The 1,153-nt window shown below is 74.1% G+C and carries 1 pseudogene; it reads right to left on the bottom strand.

Annotation, left to right across the window (positions count from 1 at the left end):
• Positions 1–1,153, bottom strand: a pseudogene (locus tag HW445_RS31910) (TIGR00374 family protein); the annotation flags it as partial.

Here is a 1,153-nt window from a genome sequence, read left to right as displayed (position 1 = left end):
AGCGCGATGGGCTGGAGCAGGGGCAGGCAGTCGGCGACCGCGTCCGGTCCCAGCACCTCCACCGCGGCGGCCACCGCGCGCTCGGCGCCGACCCGCAGGCCGAGCGTGGTGAGCAGCTGGGCGATGTCCATCCGCAGCAGCAGGTCGCCGGCGGCGATCTCGCCGCCGCGCAGGTCCGAAAGGATGACCCCGCCCGAACGATCCACCAGGATGGCGTCGCCCGCCAGCCTGCGGTGGGCGAGCCGCCGCGACTGGAGGGCCTTCACCTGTCGCCAGGTGTCCCGCAGCAGCTCGTCGGTGATCTCCGCGTCGTCCAGCTGGTCCAGCGGACGGCCGCCGGTGTGCTCGTAGACCAGCATCACGGCGTCCGGGCCCAGCTCGGCGGTGGCGATCAGCTTGGGGGCGTTGGCGCCGGCCGCGATGGCGGCGTAGGCCAGCAGGGCCTCCTGCTCCAGCGCCTGGCGCAGCGACTGGAGACTGCGGCGGGTGGCCGAGCCGCGCAGCGTGAGGTTGCGCCACACCCGGTAGTAGAAGGCCTGCGCCTGCTGCTCGCGGTCGACCACCGTGACGTCGAGGGGGCGGCCGTCCTCCAGGGTGACGAAGTAGCGGCGGCCGCGGTCGCTCTCGTGGCTCTCGCCGGACTCCGTCTCCTGGCGGGCCGACGCCGGGCGGAAGCCCACGTGCCGCAGTCCGGCCATCAGGGTCCGCCCGGTGGGCCGGACGTTGGGCGACCCGACGGCGTAGAGGGTGCCGTAGGCGACGCTCCAGCCGATCAGGATGGTCAGGACGATGGAGAACGGGGTGGTGTAGCCGCTGACCAGCATGGAGAAGGCGTCGAGGACCAGCACCATCCACAGGACGGTCCGCCACCGCGGTCTTCGGGACAGGCCCACGGCGGTCATGAACGCGATCACCGGCGCGAGGTAGCCGTGCACCGGGTCGGTGAGCGCCGCGGTGGCGCCGCTGCCGCCGGGCGCGAGCTGGGTGAGGGCGTCCTGGATGGCGTCCGGGGCGGCGCGCGCGACCCACAGGTCGGTGGCGAGGGTGACGCCGTGCGCCAGCACCGCGGCCAGCACGCCGTCGGCGATCCGCAGGGCGTCCCGCTTGATCAGCCGCTCCACCGCGAAGGCGACCGGGACCAGCAGGATGGCGA

Source organism: Streptomyces sp. UH6, from assembly GCF_013421635.1.
Classification (GTDB): domain Bacteria; phylum Actinomycetota; class Actinomycetes; order Streptomycetales; family Streptomycetaceae; genus Streptomyces; species Streptomyces abyssomicinicus.
The sequence above is the reverse complement of the archived record's forward strand: the minus strand, read 5'-3'. Positions and strand labels throughout refer to the sequence as shown.